Origin of the sequence: Chromobacterium sphagni (genome assembly GCF_001855575.1) — a bacterium.
In the GTDB taxonomy this organism is placed as follows: domain Bacteria; phylum Pseudomonadota; class Gammaproteobacteria; order Burkholderiales; family Chromobacteriaceae; genus Chromobacterium; species Chromobacterium sphagni.
This window is the reverse complement of the sequence record NZ_MKCS01000001.1, coordinates 575,351-596,041: the sequence shown is the minus strand read 5'-3', so window position 1 is coordinate 596,041 and position 20,691 is coordinate 575,351. Positions and strand designations below refer to the sequence as shown.

17 protein-coding genes are annotated in these 20,691 nt (G+C 61.3%); 5 read left to right on the top strand and 12 right to left on the bottom strand.

From position 1 onward, the window contains the following. Positions 1–228: 228 nt before the first annotated feature. A complete protein-coding gene (locus BI347_RS02885; protein WP_167359399.1) occupies positions 229–1,071 on the bottom strand; it encodes an AraC family transcriptional regulator in 843 nt (280 codons plus the stop codon). Positions 1,072–1,190: 119 nt separating this feature from the next. Between BI347_RS02885 and BI347_RS02880 the strand changes: the two genes are divergently transcribed. Both BI347_RS02880 and BI347_RS02875 read left to right on the top strand, forming a co-directional pair. Next, positions 1,191–1,616: an organic hydroperoxide resistance protein gene (locus tag BI347_RS02880; protein ID WP_071115255.1), complete on the top strand. Its 426-nt coding sequence runs from the start codon at positions 1,191–1,193 to the stop codon at positions 1,614–1,616. Between the two features lie 36 nt (positions 1,617–1,652). Further along, complete coding sequence (locus BI347_RS02875) at positions 1,653–2,666, top strand: alpha/beta hydrolase (protein WP_071111311.1); 1,014 nt, start codon at positions 1,653–1,655, stop codon at positions 2,664–2,666. A gap of 129 nt (positions 2,667–2,795) precedes the next feature. Here BI347_RS02875 and BI347_RS02870 read toward each other — a convergent pair whose 3' ends face one another. Both BI347_RS02870 and BI347_RS02865 read right to left on the bottom strand, forming a co-directional pair. After that, a complete protein-coding gene (locus tag BI347_RS02870; RefSeq protein ID WP_204377989.1) occupies positions 2,796–3,830 on the bottom strand; it encodes a glyoxalase in 1,035 nt (344 codons plus the stop codon). 244 nt (positions 3,831–4,074) lie between these two features. Then, entirely contained in the window at positions 4,075–5,118 is a 1,044-nt protein-coding gene (locus tag BI347_RS02865; protein WP_071111313.1) for a GGDEF domain-containing protein, read from the bottom strand. Between the two features lie 505 nt (positions 5,119–5,623). Between BI347_RS02865 and katG the strand changes: the two genes are divergently transcribed. After that, on the top strand, positions 5,624–7,834 hold the full coding sequence (katG, locus tag BI347_RS02860) for a catalase/peroxidase HPI (RefSeq protein ID WP_071111314.1): 2,211 nt from the start codon (positions 5,624–5,626) through the stop codon (positions 7,832–7,834). 365 nt (positions 7,835–8,199) lie between these two features. Here katG and BI347_RS02855 read toward each other — a convergent pair whose 3' ends face one another. From BI347_RS02855 to BI347_RS02815, 9 genes are all read right to left on the bottom strand, one after another. Further along, a complete protein-coding gene (locus tag BI347_RS02855; protein ID WP_139167165.1) occupies positions 8,200–9,501 on the bottom strand; it encodes a hypothetical protein in 1,302 nt (433 codons plus the stop codon). 543 nt (positions 9,502–10,044) lie between these two features. Then, a complete protein-coding gene (locus BI347_RS02850) occupies positions 10,045–10,521 on the bottom strand; it encodes an FKBP-type peptidyl-prolyl cis-trans isomerase (protein ID WP_071111316.1) in 477 nt (158 codons plus the stop codon). 56 nt (positions 10,522–10,577) lie between these two features. Beyond that, positions 10,578–11,753 (bottom strand): acetate/propionate family kinase, encoded by a 1,176-nt coding sequence (locus tag BI347_RS02845; RefSeq protein WP_071111317.1) that lies wholly within the window; start codon positions 11,751–11,753, stop codon positions 10,578–10,580. Further along, complete coding sequence (locus BI347_RS02840) at positions 11,732–11,992, bottom strand: phosphate acyltransferase (protein WP_071111318.1); 261 nt, start codon at positions 11,990–11,992, stop codon at positions 11,732–11,734. Before BI347_RS02840 ends, BI347_RS02845 begins: the two co-directional genes overlap by 22 nt. Positions 11,993–12,087: 95 nt before the next feature. Beyond that, positions 12,088–14,421, bottom strand: coding sequence for a DUF3141 domain-containing protein (locus BI347_RS02835; RefSeq protein WP_204377988.1), 2,334 nt, complete (start codon positions 14,419–14,421; stop codon positions 12,088–12,090). A gap of 2 nt (positions 14,422–14,423) precedes the next feature. Next, positions 14,424–17,141 (bottom strand): plasma-membrane proton-efflux P-type ATPase, encoded by a 2,718-nt coding sequence (locus tag BI347_RS02830; RefSeq protein ID WP_083338654.1) that lies wholly within the window; start codon positions 17,139–17,141, stop codon positions 14,424–14,426. A gap of 10 nt (positions 17,142–17,151) precedes the next feature. Continuing rightward, entirely contained in the window at positions 17,152–17,655 is a 504-nt protein-coding gene (locus BI347_RS02825) for a DUF1269 domain-containing protein (RefSeq protein ID WP_071116323.1), read from the bottom strand. 514 nt (positions 17,656–18,169) lie between these two features. Then, complete coding sequence (locus BI347_RS02820; protein ID WP_071115253.1) at positions 18,170–18,946, bottom strand: alpha/beta hydrolase; 777 nt, start codon at positions 18,944–18,946, stop codon at positions 18,170–18,172. A 351-nt stretch (positions 18,947–19,297) separates the two neighbouring features. Then, positions 19,298–19,537 carry a hypothetical protein gene (locus BI347_RS02815; RefSeq protein ID WP_071115252.1) on the bottom strand — a complete coding sequence of 80 codons (240 nt, stop codon included), beginning with the start codon at positions 19,535–19,537 and terminating at the stop codon, positions 19,298–19,300. Positions 19,538–20,083: 546 nt separating this feature from the next. Between BI347_RS02815 and BI347_RS02810 the strand changes: the two genes are divergently transcribed. Both BI347_RS02810 and BI347_RS23205 read left to right on the top strand, forming a co-directional pair. Further along, entirely contained in the window at positions 20,084–20,401 is a 318-nt protein-coding gene (locus tag BI347_RS02810) for a BON domain-containing protein (protein WP_071111324.1), read from the top strand. 94 nt (positions 20,402–20,495) lie between these two features. Continuing rightward, entirely contained in the window at positions 20,496–20,663 is a 168-nt protein-coding gene (locus tag BI347_RS23205; RefSeq protein WP_095210770.1) for a DUF3309 domain-containing protein, read from the top strand. The last annotated feature ends 28 nt before the right edge of the window (positions 20,664–20,691 follow it).

Genomic DNA, 20,691 nt, shown 5'->3' with positions numbered 1-20,691 from the left:
CGCCGCAAACCAGAATAGTCTTGGCATTCGCCTCCACCCGGCGCCCGGCCCGCCCTGTTCCGGCGCGGCGGGCGGCGGGCTCCCAGAGACCCGGCGTCAGCGCTTCCTTGTTCGATTCGTCCCGGCTCGTTTCGACGCGCCGCGGATTGCATCCGCTTGGACACGTGATAATGGCCCTTGATCCGTTTGCTTGTCCATCCCGGCCGAAAAGCTGGCCTAGCCCATTCCTCAGCCTGCTTGCCGTGTTTGCCGCCACTCCCGCGGCGTGATGCCGCATTGCGCCTTGAATGCCCGCGACAGCGCGGCTTCGCTGCCATAACCTACCTCGATCGCAATCATCTTCAACTGCCGTCCCTGCCGCAATGCCTGCTGCGCCAGCCTGATGCGCCACCCTTGCAGATAGGCCCCAGGCGTGCAACCGACAATGCTGCGGAAAGCGCCGGCAAAAACGCTGCGCGACATTCCCGATGCATTGGCCAATGCATCCAGCGACCACTCCTGCGCCGGCTGTTCATGCATCGCCACCAGCGCCTTGCGCAATTTGGGGTGGGACAAGCCGGCCAGCATGCCGCCGCGGATCTGGTTCGCCTCCATCAACTGACGCAACACCTGAATCAGCACCACCTCGAACAGCCGGTCAACCAGCGCATACCGGCCGCAGTTATTGCCGAAGGCCTCCTCGAACAACAGCTCCAGCACATGCTCGGCGCCGTCGATGGCCGCCAGCGGCAGGCAGACCACATCCGGCAGCGCCCCGATGATCGGATTGTCGGCGCCGCCATCGAAGCGCAGCTCCGCGCACGCCAGGTCGGCACCGCGCTCGGCATCCGTGACGAAACGCCGGGAGATGGGCCGCGGATAGAGCAGCAAGCTGGGAACGCTCACCTGCAACGCGGGTTGGCCGGGATGGATGATATCCATCGCGCCAGACCTGACAAGGTGTATCTGACCGCCAGCACCCGGCGCGGCGAAATCAGTGACGCCGCATAAGGCGCCGGAATGGAACATCCGCGCGCGCACCGGAAAATGATTCAGCAGCGCGTCCAGGCGATCCGTACATGCATCGGTCAAATCGATACTCCTTATCAATTTTTCAATATTTTACGCAACCATAAGTATCAGATCCAAGCGTAAAGTTCGTCTTGCCAAACGGCATCACGCAAACCAGTCAAGTTGCAAAGGAGCACAGCATGTCGATCGAGAAAGTTCTGTACCGCACCCAGGCCACCGCAACCGGAGGCCGGGAAGGAAGCGCCGCCTCTTCCGATGGCGCCCTGAAAGTCCAGTTGTCCACGCCGCGCGAACTGGGCGGCGCTGGCGGCGCCGGCACTAATCCCGAGCAACTGTTCGCCGCCGGCTATTCCGCCTGCCTCCTCGGATCGCTGAAGTTTGTCGCCGCCAGGGAAAAGGTCGCGCTGTCCGATGCGAGCAGCGTCACCGGCGCCGTCGGAATCGGAACGGTCCCTACCGGTTTCGCCATCGAAGTGGAACTGCAGATATCCCTGCCCGGCCTGCCCCGCGAAACAGCGCTGGCGCTGGTGGAGAAGGCCCACGTGGTCTGCCCTTACTCCAATGCCACGCGCAATAACATCGACGTGCGCCTCAGTCTGGTCTGAACCATCGCCGCTATAGCCCAATCAGGAAAAACCATCATGAAAACCAAGTTCAATATCGTTGCGGCATCGGTTGCCGCCATGCTTGCCGGCAACGCGCTGGCTGCAGGCAGCCCCGGAGTCGAACGCCATACCCAGGCCTTTCTCGAAACGCTTGCCAAGAGCGGCGGCCAGCCGCTGGAAACGCTATCGCCGGCCGATGCGCGCAATGTGCTGACCGGCGCGCAGAAAGACGCCAAGCTTCAGCCCGCCGACGTCAGCGAAAAGACCATCACGGTGGATGGCAAGCCGTTGAAGCTCACCATCGTGCGGCCGGCCGGCGCCAAGGGGGTTCTGCCGGTATTCATGTTCTTCCACGGCGGCGGCTGGATTTTGGGCGACTACCCCACCCACGAGCGCTTCGTGCGTGATCTGGTGGCCGATTCCGGCGCGGCCGCGGTATTCGTCAACTACACCCCGTCCCCGGAGGCCCGCTATCCGGTAGCCATCAACGAAGCGTACGCCGCGACGAAATGGGTCGCCGAAAACGGCGCGCAGATCCAGGTGGACGGCAAGCGCCTGGCGGTTGTGGGCAACAGCGTGGGCGGAAACATGGCGGCGGTCGTCGCCTTGATGGCCCAGGCCTACGGCGGCCCCAAGCTGCGCGCCCAGGTGCTGTTCTGGCCGGTGACCAACGCGAACTTCGAAGACGCGTCGTATGATGAGTTCGCCAACGGCCACTTCCTGACCAAGGACATGATGAAGTGGTTCTGGGATGCCTACACCACCGATCCGCAGCAACGCCGGGAAGTCTACGCTTCTCCGCTGCAGGCGACGCCCGAGCAGTTGAAAGGACTGCCGCCGACGCTGGTGCAGACTGCGGAGAAAGACGTCTTGCGCGACGAAGGCGAGGCCTACGCCCGCAAGCTGGACGCCGCCGGCGTCAACGTGGTGGCCACCCGCTACAACGGGATGATTCACGATTTCGGCCTGCTCAATGCTTTGTCCGCGCTGCCGGCTACCCGCGCGGCTCTTCATCAGGCCAGCGAGGAACTGAAGCTGCGTCTGCGCTAAGATGCCGCCAGGCTGCCGCGCAGAAACCGGCTGATGGCCGATCTACGCCGCAGATCAGCCGCGCTGTACCGCAACAAGGCTCCCACGGGAGCCTCTTTCTTATTGGAGCCATCGCTGCGGAACGCTGGCCTACCTGACGGCGGCGTGAATCTCGGCGATGTATCCGCCAGGAAACTGCACGATCGCGGCTTCGCGCTTGTCGGAAACAAAGGGCTGAACCAATATCGCGGCTCCGGCGGCCTGCGCCTTGCGCAGCGTAGCGGCCAGATCGCCGACTTCGTATCCCGTCACCTCGCGCCCGAACGGATATGGCAGATGGCCATCCGTCACCATGACCGCCAATTTGCCGAAAGGCGACTCGAGGCGCACGCGACGGTAGCTTTCCTTTGCCCGGCCGATTTCGATGCCCGGCGCCTTGCGCTCGTCGGAAACGACCCGGCCGTGCGCGAATGCCACGAAGCCGCCGACAAAGGCGTCGGCGCGCTGCGGCGACAGGTAGACGCGGTTTTCCGGCACTGTCTGCAGCGGATCATATTGCGGCTTCTGCGTATGCCAGTACAGCTGCATGTGCACGCCGCCCGGCCATTCGATGATGGCGTCGCTGCCTATCGGATCGGGGAAGGTCGCCACCACGGCATCCGCCCCGTGGGCCTTCGCGGATTTGACCGCGGCGTCCATATCGGTCACCAGATAGCCGGTGCGCTCGATGCCGAACGGATAAGGTATCGGTGTCTTGAAGCCGAACACCGACAGTGTGCCCACCGGGGTGAACACCAACTGCGACATGGTCTGGCTTGGCGTGGGGGTAACCTGGAACACCCCTTGTTGCGACTTGTGGCCGCCGAAGGTAGCGATCAGGCTGTCGGTGAAGCGGTCGAAGTCCTCCGGCGCGACATACACGTGGGTCGTGCTGTATTGAGGCGCCACGGCGATGCGCGGAGCCGCGGCCTGCTCTGTCGCTGCGATTGAAGACGCGGCAAAGCCGCCAAGCAATAGCGCGCTGAAGATCAGCGAATGGATGGCACGCATGGCGATGAGTATCCTCATATAGGTTTTGGGATGGGGAAGCGCGTCCAGTGAATGCCCGGCGTCGCGGCGCGGCAAGGGGTTACAGCAAAGAACTGGCTGGCTCGTCCTGCGCCGCAAAACGATGGCGGCCGTCATGCAAACCGGCACTCGCCAATATATGCCATAAGATTAATCATATCATGCAGACAGCGGAACATGTCATCGCCGCGCCGCCGCCCGGAGCGGTCGATTCACGCGCCTTCGCCACTGCGCCATGATCCATTCCGATGCGGAGACCATCCGCCGCGGGCCGCCGCCGAAAAGACAAAGAAGCCGAGACAGGCCTCTTTCACATGCTGGCGATCACAATCCAGCAAAACGCCGCCTCGATGGCGCGGCGTCAGCCATCGGCGAAAACCTCGACCCGGCCCCGCCCTGCCCGCTTGGCCTTAAGCAAGGCGTCGTCGGCTTGGTGGATCAGCTCGTTGCCCGCCAACCTGCTCCTGCTAACGGCAATCGCGCTGACACCTATGCTGGCGGACAAGCTCAGATTGGCGTTGTCGGTGATCAGCGGAGAGTGCCGGATGGCATCCAGAATATGCTGCGCCCTCTCCCTGGCGCTCGCCAGACTCATGCCGGGCAGTATCACCATGAATTCATCGCCGCCATAGCGGACAACCGAGTCGTAAGAGCGCAGGCTGGCGCAGATGCGTTTGGCAAACTCGATCAGCGCCTGATCACCGCAAGGATGGCCGAACTGGTCATTGATTTGCTTGAAATAATCCAGGTCTATCATCAGCAGCGCCAGATGGGAGTCCTCACGCCCCAAGCGGATGATTTCCCGCCCCAGGATTTCCATTCCCGCCGCGCGGTTCCACACATTCAACATCGCATCCAGCATGGATTTGCGTTTGATCTGATCCAGCTCGGAAATCACCTCCATTTGCGTATGGCTTAGCTCGCGATTCAAGAAGGCCAGCTCCACCCAGTTGCCTAGGTCATGCAGCGCCGCTTGGTCCTCTTCGGAGAACACCCGGGCATGATGGTCAATCAGGCAAAGCGTGCCGACCCGGTAGCCCTCGACATTCTTGAGCGGACGGCCCGCATAAAAAATGACGTGAGGGTTTCCCGTGACGAGCGGATTATCGGCAAACCTGTCGTCGCGGGTCGCATCCGGGATGATGAACAATTGATCGCCCAGAATGGCGTACGAGCAGAAAGACACATCGCGATCGATCTCCCGCATCGGCAGGCCGATGCAGGACTTGAACCATTGGCTGTTTTCATCCACCAGCGAGATCAATACGATGGGTATGTCGAACAACCGTTTCGTCACGCGCACCACTTGATCAAACACCTGCTCGTCCGGAGTACAAAGCAATTGCATCCGGCGCAAGGACGCGACGCGGTCATTCTCATCAACAGGCAAAGGGGCGATTTGCATGGCTTTTCCTTGCAAAGGTCGGATGAGACGAACCAAATGGCAATGCCTTGATATTAATATGAAAAAAACGATTTTCACCTGCATATGCTTGTACTGCCGGCCATGGCCATCAATTGTTCGCCCCCTCGGGCCGACGCCGCCAGCAAACGGAATCGGCATGCGCAGCGGCCGCGCCAGCCCGCAACTGTCCTTGCCGCTCGCGCCAACTTCCCGAGTTACATTAGCCATATCTAATTTTACAAGCCGCCTGACGACGCCATGCCAAACAGCTTGCTATGATGAGGCTGCCTGGTGTGCCGCCGCTGGTTGGCGGGCGCCACCGGCAAGTCCTGATTGCGCCACGGCTCCACAGCATGAACTCGGGCCAAAAAATAACTATTAAAAATAATTTTCGATTTAAAAAAGTGATGACCGCCATTAATATTGCTCAATGGCGGCCAATGACTATTTTGATTAGTCTGCTTATCAGGATGTCCTTTCAACCCTCTAACCAGAGGAGTCTGTCATGAGTAGCGAATCCAAATGCCCATTCCACCAGACCGTAGGCAATCCGGCCGTGGTAAATGCCCGATCCAACCGCGATTGGTGGCCCAATCAGCTCAACCTGAACATTCTGCATCAGCATGCGCCGGCCTCCAATCCGTTGAATCCGGATTTCGATTACGCGGAAGCCTTCGGAAAACTGGATTACGCGGCGCTGAAAAACGACCTCAAGGCGCTGATGACCACCTCCCAGGACTGGTGGCCGGCCGACTGGGGCCACTACGGCGGCCTGTTCATCCGCATGGCCTGGCATGACGCCGGCACCTACCGCACCGCCGATGGCCGCGGCGGCGCCGGCGCCGGCAACCAGCGCTTCGCGCCGCTCAACAGCTGGCCGGACAACGGCAACCTGGACAAGGCGCGCCGCCTGCTGTGGCCGATCAAGCAAAAATATGGCGACAACATTTCCTGGGCCGACCTGATGATCCTGGCCGGCAACGTGGCGCTGGAGTCGATGGGCTTCAAGACTTTCGGTTTCGGCGGCGGCCGCCAGGACATCTGGCAGCCGGAGGAAGACGTCTACTGGGGCGCAGAAACCAAATGGCTGGCCACCAGCCAGGAAGCCAACAGCCGCTACTCCGGCGACCGCCAGCTGGACAACCCGCTGGCCGCGGTGCAGATGGGCCTGATCTACGTCAATCCGGAAGGTCCGGACGGCAACCCCGACCCGCTGGCCTCCGGCCGCGACGTGCGTGAAACCTTCGCCCGCATGGCGATGGACGATGAGGAAACCGTGGCGCTGGTAGCCGGCGGCCATACTTTCGGCAAAGCGCACGGCGCCGGCGATCCGGCGCTGGTGGGCCCGGAACCGGAAGCCGCCCCGCTCGAAGCGCAAGGCCTGGGCTGGATCAACCGCCTCGGCAGCGGCAAAGGCGAATACACCACCACCAGCGGCATCGAAGGCGCCTGGAAACCCAACCCGACGCAATGGGACAACGGCTATTTCGACATGCTGCTAGGCTACGACTGGGAGCTCACCAAGAGCCCGGCCGGCGCGCACCAGTGGGTGGCCAAGAACGTCAAGCCGGAACACCTGATCCCCGACGCCCACAATCCGGCGAAAAAGCATCCGCCGATGATGACCACCGCCGACATGTCGTTGCGCTTCGATCCGATCTACGAACCGATTGCCCGCCGGTTCCACCAGGATCCTCAGGCCTTCGCCGATGCCTTCGCCCGAGCCTGGTTCAAGCTGACCCATCGCGACATGGGTCCCAAGTCCCGCTATCTCGGCCCGGAAGTGCCGGCCGAGGATCTGATCTGGCAAGACCCGGTGCCAGCCGCCTGTCAGCCGCAGATCGATGACCAGGACGTCGCGGCCCTCAAGGCCAAGGTGCTGGCCTCCGGCCTGTCCATTGGCGAACTGGTCTCCACCGCCTGGGCCTCCGCCTCCACCTTCCGCGGTTCGGACAAACGCGGCGGCGCCAACGGCGCCCGCATCCGCCTGGCTCCGCAGAAGGACTGGGACGTCAACCAGCCGGCCCAACTGGCCCGCGTCCTGAATGCGCTGGAAGGCATACGCAAAGCGTTCAACGACGCGCAAACCGGCGGCAAGCAGTTGTCGCTGGCCGATCTGATCGTGCTCGCCGGCGGCGCCGCGATCGAAGCCGCCGCCAAGGCCGCCGGCCATGCGGTCCAGGTGCCGTTTGCTCCGGGCCGCGCCGACGCCGCCCAAGCGCAGACCGACGTCGAGTCGTTCAACGTACTGGAACCTCAGGCCGACGGCTTCCGCAATTACCAGAAACAGGCCTATTCTCTGCCGGCCGAGACGCTGCTGATCGACAAGGCGCAGTTGCTGACGCTGAGCGCGCCGGAAATGACCGTGCTGGTGGGCGGCCTGCGCGTGCTGGGCGCCAATGTCGGCAATGCCAAGCACGGCGTGTTCACCGCGCGCCCGCAGGTATTGAGCAACGACTTCTTCGTCAACCTGCTCGACATGGGCGTGGTCTGGCAGCCCGCCTCCGCCGCCAACGACCTGTATGAAGGCCGCGACCGTAAGACCGGACAGGTCAAGTGGACCGGCACCCGCGTCGACCTGGTGTTCGGCTCCAACTCGCAGCTGCGCGCGCTGGCGGAGGTATACGCCCAAAACGGCGCACAGGAGAAGTTTGTGCGCGATTTCGTCGCCGCCTGGAACAAGGTGATGAATCTGGACCGCTTTGACCTGAAGTGATGGCCTGACACCCGCTAGTCCCGCCAATGGGAACGGTCGGTGCCGGCAATTCGGCGCCGACCGTCACTTTACGACGGCCTCACCTGCGTTTTCGCTCTTCTGACTCGCCATCTCAATACTGGCAACCCGCGCGGAAAGGCACCCTTGCGCGCTCAGGCAAAGAGGCCCTTCCGGGCCTCTTTTCTCGAGCAAATTGAAGATAAATCAACACCGCCAAAACATTAAGCCCACCACAGAACGACGATTCAAGCGACTACCTGCGTTCTTGTTGCCATCGCTTGGCAACACCAACAATAGCAAGGGTTTCAACAGAGCGGTCGCGGCCCGCCCTGGAGCAACCAGGAGCGGGCCGTGGCGCTGCTAACCTATGCCAAATTAAGCGGCGTTGACGTGATGTTGAACTGAACGGACGACCCTACCTCGCCGTTGATGGTGACGGTGATCGGCATGGTCAGTAGATAGGTTCCGTCACTCTGCTTGATGGAGCCCGGCAGGTTCTGCTTGTAGTAGAAGGAGCCGGTCTGAGTTACGGTCGTCGGCGGCACTTGGCCGATTGCAATGGTGGCAATGCCGGAATAACTCGAATGCGGCGGCACGTTGAAGGTAATCTGCTGCTGCAGATCGACGCTGTTGGTAGTGGATGTCGTCTGGGACGACGATGTGGTTTGCGTCACCGAAAACGATGCGGTCAAACTCGTCTGGATGGAATCGACATCCGGCACCCCCTCGGTTGCCGTGACGGTTGCAGAAATCGACGCAGTCGTCTCATATTGCTGAGTCGTTGTATTCGAGATCTGCACCGACTTGCCGACTGCGACCGTATCGGTGAGCGTGAGCACCTCTGACGACGCATTTGTCCCCGAGATGGTTTCGGTAAACGTCTGGCCCGATACAATCTGCGCTGCCACATTGACCGAAACCGATGAGATCACCGTTTTGACCGGAGAAACCAGGCTGTATGTGAATGAGCTGACCTTGTCGTTCATGCCGCTATCGGTCAAGTTCACCGCAGCTTGGGTGTTCCACGAGCCGAAGGGATTGCTGGCGCCAACCGTCATTGACTGGCCGCTGCCATCAGCATTGTCAGAGAGCGTCAGCTGCTGCGGCGGCGTCAGGCAGGGAAAGTTGAGCGATGAGGCCTGATCCTGAAGCCACCATTTGGCAATCGAGATCGGTTTGGCCGTCGACCATTCCGAGAGGAAAATCGTAGCGAATGTCCCGCTTTCATTGATGTCATAGAACAGTTGAAACCAGCCTTGATCCGAGTCCACTTCGCGCCAAATACCGCCGCTGAGACAGTCATTGGCGCCGTACGCCTTCAAATCGATGGTCTGGGTTTGACCGTTGCCGATCAAGTCTACGCACACACCGGCATTGGAGAAGTCAGCAGGATTGGCGTTCTGGACCACATTGTTGCACAGCGTGCAGACAACGTTCTCGGGCAGGTTGAACACAAGCCATGTTGCCTGATCCTGCATCGAAGTGCCGGAGAATGAGAAAAATCTCTCTGAAGGATATTGCGGACTATTGGTGTCGATTGTGAGTGAATTGCTGCCCCAGTTATTATCCCTGAAGAGAATGATCTGCCCAGACGGACACTCGCGGGGGTAGGGCTGCGACGTCCTGGGTGGAACGTAAAATGGCTGTTGGTACACATTGGTACTCATCTCAATCCTTTCTACCGTCAATCAGCACGCAAACTTTTCCAGTTGTCACCAGAGTCCGTAAACGATTTGAACCAAGTCGTTAAGAGAAAGGCAAACCGATGCCGCCCAACGTCCATGCCATGGCAATACGGGTCTGCCGCGCCTCGGTTACTGCTCAATGACGAGCTTTGCTCGAGGCTAAGGTTGATTCTGGTACAGCGCAAACACTATGCCAAGCACGAATAGGCTAGGTGGAAATACTGCATTTGTCGTATTGCGGACGCTAGGCCAGCATCTCTGAAGAGTTGATCAGACATAACGAAGAAGGGGCCAACGGCCCCTTCTCTGTTGTCAAACTCCGACGGACTTTATTCGCGCGAATTGATTGGAAATGACCTCCACCCGACTAAGCGATACTCCAAGTGACGGCATAAGTCTGCCCAGCGGTCAGTTGGCAGCAGTTGCGAAATGATGGCTTTACACAGAATGTCGGACACGGCAGGGTCCGGGCGAAACAAAGCCCTCCCGAATCGGGAGGGCTTTGTTTATGTCGGGCGGGCGGCGTCAGTGCTGATGCCCGTGCTCGCCATGTACATGCTGGTGGGCAATTTCCTCGGCGGTTGCCGCGCGCACGTCCACAACTTTGAGGGCGAAGCGCAGGGTTTTGCCGCAAAGCGGATGGTTGCCGTCCAGCAATACGGTTGGACCTTTGATCTTGGTGACGAAATAGTAGCGCGGTTCGCCATCCGGGCCGGTGCGTTGGAGCTGTCCGCCTACCTTGACGCCGGGCGGGAAGTCGGATTTGGGCATGGTGGTGACCAGGGCTTCGTCGCGTTCACCGAAGGCATCTTCGGCAGCGAGTTCCAGCGTGGTTTGAAAACCTGATTCCTGACCTTCAAGTGCGGCTTCCAGTTTGGGGAACAGGCTGTCGTAATCGCCATGCAGGTAGGAGACGGGTTTCTTGCCATCGTCGTAAACCAGGCCCTGGCTGTCGGTGACTTTCATTCGCAGAGTGACGGCGGTGTTTGAGGTGATTTTCATGGCGGGCAATGGCAAATAAATTGAAGCGGGAAGGTTCGCAGTTCAGCGGTGGAGTGTCAACAGACAAGCGTCTGCACATGCTGCGCGATCATCCATTCCTCGTCGGTTGGTATCACCCAGACCGATACGCCGCTGTCCGGGGCGGAGATGCGCGGGCCGTTGGCCTCATTGGCCTGCGGATCCAGCTTCACGCGCAGCCAGGCCAGCTTGCGGCACAGCGCCGCGCGCACCGGAGCCGAGTGCTCGCCGATTCCCGCGGTGAACACCAAGGCATCCAGCCCGCCCAGCACCGCCACATAGGCGCCTACGTACTTCAGCGTCGCGTATACGAAATACTCCACTGCCGACGCCGCCGCCGGATCCGCGCTTTCCTGCAAGATCTGCATACTGTCGCTGATACCGGACAACCCCAGCAGCCCGGCTTTCTCGTAAAGCATCTCCTCCAGCGACGCGTCGTCGAACAGCTTGCTGCGCAGCAGGTAGAACAAGGCGTCCGGCGGCACATCGCCCGAGCGGGTCGACATCGGCAGGCCGGACAATCCCGAAAAGCCCATGGTGGTCTCGACACTGCGGCCGTCCAGCATGGCGCACAGACTGGCCCCGCCGCCCAGATGCGCGACGATCACCCGCCGCGCTTCGGGCGCGAACTTGGGCAGTTGCCGGCTGATGTAGTCATAGGAGATGCCGTGGTAGCCCCAGTGGCGCACGCCGGCATCGCGGACATCCTTGGGCAGCGCGTAGGTTTGCGCCGCCTCCGGCATGGTGCGGTGGAAAGAGGTGTCGAAGCATGCGAGCTGCGGCAGGCCGGGAAAGGCCTCTGCCAGCGCCCTGATGCCGGCCACGTTAAAGATCTGGTGCGATGGCTCCATCTTGGCCAGAGAGTCCAGATAGTCCAGCACGTCGTCGTCGATGCGGACCGGAGCGGCGAAACGGCTGCCGCCAAGCACCACGCGGTGGCCGGCGGCGATCACCTTGATGCCGGCGATGCCGGTTTCCAGCCAGGCGACGACAAAACGCAGCGCGGTCTTATGGTCAAGCGGATGGCCGCGGTCCCAGTCGTGTTGGCCCAAGGGCTGGCCGGCCGGGTCATCGGCGGCGAAATGCGGGGCGTCACGCATGCTCGCTATCCGGCCTCGGCAAATCAGCGGCAGCGACCTGGCGGCATTCAGCGCATAGGCGGCGAACTTCAGGCTGGTGGAGCCGGCATTGATCACGATGATGGCGTTGGCCATGGCGGCTCAATCCCTCGGGTCGGGCAGGATGCCGCCAGCGCATCGGCGCACAAGGCGGCGGTGGGTGCCGAGAATAAAAGGGGGGCGGCGATATCCGCGCGGCTGGTCAGCATCACCGGCGCTCGCGCGCCGACGACCAGGCCCGCGCTTTGGGAATTGGCCATGAAGACGAGGTCCTTGTAGATCATGTTGCCCGCTTCGATATTGGGCGCGAGCAGCGCGTCGGCGATGCCCGCCACCGGGAGGCGATCCGCTTGGCCTGCGCCGCCGCGTCCACCGCCGCATCCAGGACCTGCGGGCCGTCATGGCTAGAGGCGTCCCATCGGCTTGAACGTCAGGAGGCCTGCTTGTGAGCCTGACGGGCAACCGCGGGTTCGACAGGCGACTCCAGCATTTGCGAGAGCCGGGCCAGAAAGGCGCTCGCTTCGCTGCTCATGGGCCGGCCGGCGCTGACGATCGCCTCCGCCTGTTTGACAAGCTCTTTGCGCAGGCCTGCCGCCGGCACCATCAAGGCAATGGCCTGCACCGCGCGTTCGCGGTCGAGCTGCAGCACGAAGAACTGGTCGCGCACCAGGTTTTTGAACTGGTCCAGCGAGAGTTTCATCAGTGTCTGGCGCGCGGTGTTCAACGCGAACGCGCTGCGCTGGCCGAAAGACCGGTCCGCCCCGACGATGTACAGCACGGCCCGGGTCAACGCCGCGTTGAAGCCGCCGCTCTGCAGCTTCGCCGCGTGCGTCGCCGCCAAGGCACGCCGGGCCGCAGACTGCTCTGGCGAAGCGTCCGGGCTTGGCCGGACTTCGCTGTCAGCGTCGAGCCCGAGCAAGGCCTGCACCAGCGGCGAGCCATAGAAAGCGAAGAAAGCCTGTTCGACCCAGTCGTCGCGCGCCACGCGGTAGGCTTCAAGAGCGGCCGTTATCTGGTCCGAGACTTTGGCCTGCAAGGCCAGGAAGGGGTTGTCGGCGGCGGCGGGCTGGCGCGCGGCTTCAGCCTCGGCGGCTAGCGCGGGCACGCCGCTCATCCACGGATTGCCGTCGGCAAAAATCGCGTAGCTGAGCCTGAGAGGGTTCAAGATGCCGGCCAGGTCCGCCGCCGGCTGGCTGACCAGCGCCCGCACCCAGGGCTGCGCCAGGATGCGGTACACCGCGAGATTCCATTCCGACAGCCGCGCCACGGCGGCGAAGGCGCGGTCATCCTCCGGGCTGTTGCGGCCAAGCGCGCGGATGTCGTCAAGGGTGCGGGCCTCGAAGCGGGCAAAGCAGTTGCCGGTATCGAATCCCCCCGGCACCAGGTCGGCGTTCCGCGCGGAGATGGCCATTTCATAGAGGCCGGGCGGCAGGCAGTCGATGACATCCATCAGCTGCACGAATTCCTGATCTTGCTCCGCGCCAACCTTGGAGGAGACGAAGATCGCCAGATGGCCGACCTTGTGGCTGAGGCAGTATACGATCGTCCGGTCCGCGGCGCGGATATCGTCGACGTCGCGGTACAAATCGGGTATCCAGCCGAGCGTTTGGGGCGGCGGGCTGATATCGTCGGCCGAGGAGGTGAACACGATGATGGGCGAGACCACATTGCGTATGTCGAAGGTCGTGCCGTCGCTGGCTTGAAGCTGGTTGCGGGCAAGCTTGTCGCCGATGAAGAGCTGGTCCACCAGAAACTGCAACTCGTCGCCGTTCAGCTGGGTGAAGTCTCCCCACCACCGCTCGAACTGGAGGTAGCGCTGCGCCCCGGCGTCGATATCGGCGTAGATCTGGTATTGCTTGCCCCACAGCCAGTAGGCGGGATTCAGGTTGTCGAAATTCAGGATCAGATTGGTTCCGTCCATCTTTCCCTTGCCCAGATCGCTGATCATGGCGGCGAGCCAGCTGCCGCCGAGCAGGCCGCCCGAGTAACGCATCGGAGCCTTGCCGCGCACCCCCTGCCAGTACGACATCGGCGAGCCGGGGAGCAGGCAGGGGCCGAACAGATCGGGGCGCAGCATCGCCACCATCAGCGTCTGGTAGCCCGCCTGGCAATTGCCGATGGCGAACGGACGCGGCGCGTCCGGGTGCAGCTCGGCCACGCGTTCGAAGAACTTCACCTGACCTTCGACGACATCAAGAAACTGCTGGCCGGGCTCGGGCATCGCGCCAAAGCCGATGAAGTAGACCGGGTGGCCCGCGTTCAGGGCATCGCCGATCTCGCTCTGCGCCTTGAAGCCGCCTATGCCTGGCCCCTGTCCCGCCCGCGGATCCACCACCACCACGGGCCGCATGCAAGGGTCGGTCGCCACGCCGGGCGGCGGCAGGATGCGCGACAGCGCATAATTGATCGGCCGCGGCAGAGACCGTCCGTGCATCAGAATTTCCTGCTCGAACAGCAGGACGGTCGCCATCGGCCGCGACGTGATCTCTATCTGTTCGTTGCCGCGTTGCCGCAGCAGATCCAGGAAGAGCGCGCCGCGCTGGAACGCGTCCAGCGCATACTCCCGCCACGCCGCGGCCAGTCTGCCGGAGAACACGGAGGCGGGGCTCGGCCATGCCGGCGGCTCAACGCCCGACGGGAGCGTGGCGGATGGCGCCTGGCTGGCGGCCATCGCCATGCTACCTGCCGCAATGGCGTCGGCGGCATCGTCTTCGCATGGCCGGCCAGCGCTCAGAATGGTTGCCGCGGCCTCGTGCCGGTTCATGTTCATCTCCCGTCTCGCGAGCGATTCCGCTTGCTTTGCTCCCACTCCTGAACGGCGCGGACATCTTCGCGCCCCAGTTCCTCATAAAGCCGGTGGACCCGTTCTATGGTCTGCGGCGCCGGTTCTGCCACGGCCTTGAGCTCGGCATCGGCTTGAGAGCCGTTGCCGGCGCCCAATATCGGCTTGATCTCGCCGTCGGGTTTCGCCTCGGGCGGCTTGGCCGCGCTTGCCATCCCGGCCGCGGTTTTGACGGGGTCCAGAATCCGGTAGGCGAGCCGTTTCACTAGGTCGTTCACCAGGAACCAAGCCAGCGCATAGGCCCAGACAAATCCGGCCCAAGCCCAGCCCAGCGGCGTCATGAACAGCCCGTAGACCGCTATCAGCGTCGCTATGGCCTGCGTGCCGAGCACCGCCGCCCATAGCGCTGCGGCAGGCCGTATCGACCAGAACGGTCCGCGCGCGCGGGTCAGGAAAATGGTCAGATGCCCGGCCACGGACAGCTTCAAATACATCAGCGTCTGGATGTGCGCGCGGTCAAGATGGAACACGCGCTCGCCCAGATAAAACAGGCCGAATGCCGATACGACGCCGATCAGCCCCAGTACGGTCGCTATTCCGAGCACCATGCGCATGTTCCAGGCTTCGGGCTGGTTCTTGTAGCGGACGTTGTCGTAAGCGATGGACAGAATGGCGCCGTCGTTGAGCAGCGCGAGCATCACGATCATCACCGCGGTCAAGGGGTAGAAATTGAAGATCAGGATGGACAGCGTCATGAAGAACAGCACCCGCAGCGTCTCGGCGATGCGATAGATCGCATAGCTGTTCATTCGCTGGAAAATCTTCCGGCTCTCCTTGATCGCGTCGATGATCACCGACAGGCCCGGGGCCAGCAGCACGATGGCCGCCGCCGCGCGCGCCGCGTCGGTCGCGCCGGCGACGGCGATGCCGCAATCGGCTTGCTTCAGCGCCGGTGCGTCGTTCACTCCGTCGCCGGTCATGCCGACGATGTGGCCGCGCTTTTGCAGGACATCGATGATGTGGAACTTGTGCTCGGGGAACACCTGGGCGAATCCGTCGGCTTGTTCGATGAGGTCGGATATCGCGGCCGTCTCCCGGCGCTTGGCGTCGTCCAGGTTGCCGGCATCGAGGATGGCGACGCCCATATCCAGTTTCTTGGCGGTTTCCTTGGCGATGGCCAAGGCATCGCCGGTCAGCATCTCGATCTTCACGCCCATCGCGCGCGCGCTGGCAATGGTCGCCTTGGCGTCTTCGCGCGGCGGGTCGAACATCGGCAGCACGCCCAGCAGCTTCCATGGGCCATCCCCCTCGGCTCGGGCCACCGCCAGCGAGCGAAAGCCGCGCGCCGCGAATTCGTTGACCGCCTTGTCCAGCGCGGCCTGGGTTCTGCGGATGTTGGCGGACAAGGCCGCAATCACTTGCGGCGCGCCCTTCGTCACCTTGAAAATCTTGCCGTCCGGTCCTTGGACGGTGGCCTCGGTGCGCTTGTGCACGGGGTCGAACGGCTGGAAGTGCGTCAATTGATAGCCGTTCAAGGCCTGATTGTCTTTGAGCGCGCCAAAGATGGCGAGATCGATGGCGTCGTTGTTTTCCAGGCTCGACGCCAGCGCGGCGTTGAATATCACTTGCTCAGCCGAGATCTTGCCCACGACGAAGGGCTCGCCCAGCGTCAGCTTGTTTTGAGTGAGGGTTCCCGTCTTGTCCGCGCACAGCACGTCCACGCCGGCCAGCTCCTCGATGGCGACCAGGCGGCTTACGATCACCTGTTTTTTGGCGAGCAGGCGCGCGCCGACGGCCATCGTCACGGACAATACCGTGGGCATCGCCACCGGAATCGCGGCCACGGTGAGCACCAGGGCGAACTGCAGGGTGGTGAGCACCGCATCGCCGCGATAAATGGCGACGCCGATGATCACCGTCACCAGCAATACCGCAAGCATGATCAGGTAATTGCCTATCTTCAACACCGCGCGCTGGAAATGGCTGACGGTGTGCGCCTCCTGCACCAGCTGCGCCGTCTTGCCGAAATAGGTGTGGACGCCGGTGGCATAGACCAGGGCGTTGATTTCGCCCTGGCGGATGATGGATCCGGAAAAGACCGCATCGCCGGACTTGCGTGCCGCGGGCAAGGACTCGCCGGTCAGCGCCGATTGATCCACTTCGACCGGATCGCCCGCGAGCAGGCGGGCGTCCGCCGGCACGATGTCGCCCAGGTGCAGGCGGATGATGTCGCCCGGAACCAGCTCTCGCGCGGCCGGGGTGATCCATTTCCCCTCCCGTTTCACCCGGGCCTTTATCGCCAGCTTGGCTTTCAGGGCGGCGATGGCATTGCCGGCTTCGCGTTCCTCCCAGAAGCCGATCGCAGCGTTGGCCAGCAGCAGCGCCAGGATGATGCCGAAGTCCGGCCAATGCCTGGCGAGAGCCGACAGGATCACCGCCGCTTCAATCATCCACGGGATGGGTCCCCAGAAATAACTGAGGAATTTCAGGAAAGGATTGACCTGCTTTTCCCGGATCTCGTTCGGCCCGTATTGGGCCAGCCGTTTCTGCGCCTCGGCCTGGCTGAGCCCATCCGCCGACGATCCCAATGCCTGCTCCACCTCCGCCAGGGGGAGGGTTTCCCAGGCATCTTGCGGACTAAGCGGCGATGGCTGCCCGGGCCTGGATGCAAGCGTCTTGGACTGCCCGGCATTGGATTTCATGATGTTGTCTTTAAACGGACTTCACCTTTTTGGCGCCTTCCAACACCGCACGAGCTTTCATTTCGTCATCGATGCTGCCATGCACGACGAGAAGGTATCGATCTGATTTCAGCAGGGTTTCATACTTGATGACCCGATCTTGCGGGATGCCTATCCGGGTCAACGACGCGGCGAGGGCGGAAAGGCCGCCCACGACCACTGCGCCCTCAAGCACACTGATCAACGTAGACACCAGAGGCCCGGCCAGCGCGATAAGGCCTACGCCGGGCAAAAAGAAAACGGCGGGCGTGAACAATAAGCCCCAAATCCCACCCCAGAAGGCGCCAACCCCTCCCCAGGACTTTATCTTGTCGCCATCGGTATAGAAACCGACCGGATGCTCGTCGCTGTGATAGCCCTTGCCGACCAAGGACAATTTCTGCAGATCGAAACCAGACCGACTCAGCAACCGAATCGCCTCTTCAGCCTCAATATGGGTGTTGAAAACGTAGATGGATGAATCTGGGTTTTCCATGATTGCGCTCCTGATAAAGGCTTCATGAACCGGGGGGATTTGTATTGAGCGGAGCTTAATCTGCAGAAAAAGACTCATTAGCGTCTGTGCGGTGACTCACATGGCGACCATCCACTGAGCCGCCCCCTGTTTACTAGATATTCCATGGCCGCTTCTGCTCGAAAAGCAGTCATATCCCTTTTCGAGAACAAAATTCCGCTTTGACCGATCAACAGACATGGTTCCAGCCCTCCCCCACGAGGCGACCGCAGCCGAGGCTTGAGCGGTTTTTTTCATCACCCTGCGCATAAATCCGTTTTTTTGCACCAACAACCTCAGGTGATAAAAAATGAAAAAAGCCTCGCCAGGCAAGGCGGGCTTTTTGCTCTCACTACCTGTCCTGCAGGCTTTGCGCCTGCCGATGATTGGCAAGCCAGTTCACGAAGGACTTAAGCAACGGTCTGCTCATGGCAGGGCCTTCAAATTCGTCAGCTCCGACGTTCCATGCGCAATGCAAGGCAGCCCCGCCTTGCCTCTACTCGCCGCTCGCTTGCAGGATCAGACCCGCCACTTCGGCCGAATGCGATAGCAGCGACACGTGGCTGGACTTAAGCACGATCGTGCGCGCGTGCATCCGATTCGCCATGAAGCGCTGCAAATCGGGATTGATCGTCCGGTCTTCGCTCGACACCGCATACCAGCTTGGCTTGTCGCGCCAGGCGGCGACGGTCGTCTTCGCCATCGTGATCGCCTTGCCTACCGGCTGCTGAACCGCATAGTAGGTTTCGGCCTCGGCAGCCGGTAGATCGCCGGCGAAGTCTTGGACGAATGCCTGCTCGGATAGCTTGCCGTAGCCATCGGCCGACCACTGCAGCCCCGCCGACGCAGGCGCGGCAGGGAATTTCCTGGTCAGCGCCGGATAGTCCTCGCCGGCGTCCGGCGCGCGCGCGGCAATATACACAAGGCCGGCTACCGTAGGATCATCGCCGGCCTGGCTGATCACCATCCCGCCGTAAGAATGCGCGACCAGCAGCGTCGGGCCATCCTGTTGTGCAAGCGCGCGCCTGACCGCGTCCACATCCGCGTCGAGCGACGTCGTCGGATTCTGCACCGCCGTGACATGCAGGCCCTTCGCCTGGAGCAGCGGAATCACTTTCTGCCAGCTCGAGCCATCTGCAAACAGCCCGTGAACCAGCACGACATTCTTGATCGGCGCGGACGGGGCAACGGCGCCGTTCTGCGCGGATGCCATCGCGGCGCTCAGCAGCGTGGCACAGGCGAAACCGGCAAGAGCAAACGAATTCAAGGTCATGAGGCTTCTCCGAAATGGGATTCCTACTTTTTCCGCAGGGATCACGGCGGCAGCCCTATCCAATCGCGACACAGGCTGGACGCGCTAGCCTGGCGGAAAACAATGGGGAGCAAATTGGTGGGCAAACTCCTGCTTGCCAAGCATACCGCAACCAGGCCTGCGGCAATCGGAGCCATACCATATTAAGGGATACTGCGGCAAAACCACTGCCAGCCCTGCGCGGATGGTTTAAGCCGCCTCATTTGCAACGCGGCCATTTACGAAATCGCCCCACTATCCAGAACGCCGACACCCGCAGCGGCCGCGCAAGGCGTGCTCCGCCAAGAAGCCGCCCGCCTTCGTCGCGGCTAATCAATCGGGGGCGCGATATCCCATGTAACACTGCATGCCCTCGACCAGAACGTCGAACACCGCCTTGCCGGCGAGACAGTAGCGCAGCTCTTCGTGCGTGGTGATCCAGGTGTCGATCCGTGGCCCGTAATACCCGGACAGGACACGCCGCAATCCATAGCGCAGCGTCAGCAGTTGCTGGCAGAAGCCGGCGCCGGCGCGCAGTCGCTCAAGCCCATAATGAGAAATGACTGCTTTCACATCGGAACGCAGCCATTAATGTGGCTAGCAAAGTGTGGCGTATTCGCGTTACCCGCTAACCAATGCTGAACCGATATGAGGCTTAGTTTCAGCCACATAACACAGGATCATTCTGACGTTCCGGAATAGCGCCTGTCTTAACAGTATCAATCCTGAAAATCCCGAAACTTCCAAATGTGTCTGACAACGAACAGACCTGACGCAACCGATGCACTACGGTGCGAATGTGTGGCTGTCATCATGTGTCGACATCGAGTCTGCTGAATTTTTTCAGGAACGCATGATGGGCATCGACAAAGATCAGTCAAAAAATGTACGGAAGAGATGAAGGGCAAAGTGAAGGAGGCCGTCGGCAAGGCCGTGGGTAACAAGGAAACCTGGAAGAGAAAGGCAACTTTCAGAAAAACGTTGGCACTGTTCAGGCATCTGTAGGCGACGCGAAAGCATATCTCGCGAAGAAGCAGAACACGCCTTAATCACCACGCGGAACCGTCGTATGAATTCGTTCGACGCCCGTTTGGTTGAAACAAAGCAAATGGAGAAATCATGAACATCAAACTCACCGGTACCCTGCTTTTGTTGGGTGCCATGCTCGGTCCAGTAGGTGCATACGCTGAAGACTCAACGACAGACACACCTGGACAGTACCTAGATGATTCTGTCATCACCACCAAGGTCAAAGCTGCATTCGCCGAAGACAAGTGGGTCAAAGGATTTAGCATCAATGTCCGCACTGACCATGGCGTTGTCGACCTGAATGGCACCGTCAACAGCCAGAATCAATCCGATCATGCCACGGAACTGGCATCGCAGGTCAAATCGGTCATCGCGGTTCACAACAACCTGACCGTTATGCCGCGCTAGCGGCTAATCGTGGCCGTCAGCACTAGTGTAGTGGCAATCGGTGTGCGCCAATGTTGACGGTCAAAGTTTTGCTTCTTAAATTAGGAGAGAAAACATGGACTTGCTCATTATCGCAATTTTGTTCTTGCTGCTGTTTGGCGGCGGCGGCGGCTTATATTGGGGTCTGGGCATGGGCTGGGGAATTGGCCCTATCGGACTGATCGTTGCCGTAGTGATCATCTCTTTCTTGCTGTTTGGCTATCGCGGGAGAAGGGGAAACTAAAATGAAGCGTGGATGGCCTCAGCTCTAG

Bases quoted from the DNA above. Each gene is read 5' to 3' on its own strand.
- BI347_RS02880 (WP_071115255.1), top strand. From the start codon at position 1,191: ATGTCGATCGAGAAAGTTCTGTACCGCACCCAGGCCACCGCAACCGGA.
- BI347_RS02875 (WP_071111311.1), top strand. From the start codon at position 1,653: ATGAAAACCAAGTTCAATATCGTTGCGGCATCGGTTGCCGCCATGCTT.
- BI347_RS02870 (WP_204377989.1), bottom strand. From the start codon at position 3,830: ATGACGGCCGCCATCGTTTTGCGGCGCAGGACGAGCCAGCCAGTTCTT.
- BI347_RS02865 (WP_071111313.1), bottom strand. From the start codon at position 5,118: ATGCAAATCGCCCCTTTGCCTGTTGATGAGAATGACCGCGTCGCGTCC.
- katG (WP_071111314.1), top strand. From the start codon at position 5,624: ATGAGTAGCGAATCCAAATGCCCATTCCACCAGACCGTAGGCAATCCG.
- BI347_RS02855 (WP_139167165.1), bottom strand. From the start codon at position 9,501: ATGAGTACCAATGTGTACCAACAGCCATTTTACGTTCCACCCAGGACG.
- BI347_RS02850 (WP_071111316.1), bottom strand. From the start codon at position 10,521: ATGAAAATCACCTCAAACACCGCCGTCACTCTGCGAATGAAAGTCACC.
- BI347_RS02845 (WP_071111317.1), bottom strand. From the start codon at position 11,753: ATGGCCAACGCCATCATCGTGATCAATGCCGGCTCCACCAGCCTGAAG.
- BI347_RS02835 (WP_204377988.1), bottom strand. From the start codon at position 14,421: ATGAACCGGCACGAGGCCGCGGCAACCATTCTGAGCGCTGGCCGGCCA.
- BI347_RS02830 (WP_083338654.1), bottom strand. From the start codon at position 17,141: ATGAAATCCAATGCCGGGCAGTCCAAGACGCTTGCATCCAGGCCCGGG.
- BI347_RS02825 (WP_071116323.1), bottom strand. From the start codon at position 17,655: ATGGAAAACCCAGATTCATCCATCTACGTTTTCAACACCCATATTGAG.
- BI347_RS02820 (WP_071115253.1), bottom strand. From the start codon at position 18,946: ATGACCTTGAATTCGTTTGCTCTTGCCGGTTTCGCCTGTGCCACGCTG.
- BI347_RS02810 (WP_071111324.1), top strand. From the start codon at position 20,084: ATGAACATCAAACTCACCGGTACCCTGCTTTTGTTGGGTGCCATGCTC.
- BI347_RS23205 (WP_095210770.1), top strand. From the start codon at position 20,496: ATGGACTTGCTCATTATCGCAATTTTGTTCTTGCTGCTGTTTGGCGGC.